The 548-nt window shown below is 48.5% G+C and carries 2 tRNA genes and 1 rRNA gene; all 3 read right to left on the reverse strand.

Going from position 1 to position 548, the window contains the following annotated elements:
* Positions 1-143 precede the first annotated feature (143 nt).
* A tRNA-Ala gene (locus tag FS818_RS28275) sits at positions 144-219 on the reverse strand.
* Positions 220-241: 22 nt separating this feature from the next.
* Positions 242-318: transfer RNA gene (locus FS818_RS28280), tRNA-Ile, on the reverse strand.
* 35 nt (positions 319-353) lie between these two features.
* Positions 354-470 (reverse strand): 5S ribosomal RNA (rrf, locus tag FS818_RS28285).
* Between the last annotated feature and the right edge of the window lie 78 nt (positions 471-548).

Genomic DNA, 548 nt, shown 5'->3' on the forward strand with positions numbered 1-548 from the left:
GCTCCATTTCGATCACTCGCTCCAGCAATCTACCTTATAAAACACTTCACTTGTTTACACAAGATCAGCTTAAAGGAATGTTCTAATTCGCGTTTGTTTCGTTTCGATATCTAGTTTTCAAAGAACAAGCTTGTAAATCTTGTTGGTGGAGCCAAGCGGGATCGAACCGCTGACCTCCTGCTTGCAAGGCAGGCGCTCTCCCAGCTGAGCTATGGCCCCATACATTATTTAGATGTTAAAATGGTGGGCCCTGGTGGACTCGAACCACCGGCCTCACCCTTATCAGAGGTGCGCTCTAACCAACTGAGCTAAGGGCCCACATTTATATAAGTTTTGAACCCATAATGGGTTACGCTTGGCGGCGTTCTACTCTCCCAGGACCCTGCGGTCCAAGTACCATCGACGCTGAAGGGCTTAACGGTCGTGTTCGGGATGGGAACGTGTGGAACCCCTTCGCTATCGCCACCAAACGTTTGAGAGTTTGAGCTCTCAAAACTGAGCAACGAGTGAGTAACTAGCCGACCTGGCTAGATTTTAGATTTGAATGT

This window comes from Paenibacillus xylanexedens (genome assembly GCF_007680605.1).
In the GTDB taxonomy this organism is placed as follows: Bacteria; Bacillota; Bacilli; order Paenibacillales; family Paenibacillaceae; genus Paenibacillus; species Paenibacillus xylanexedens_B.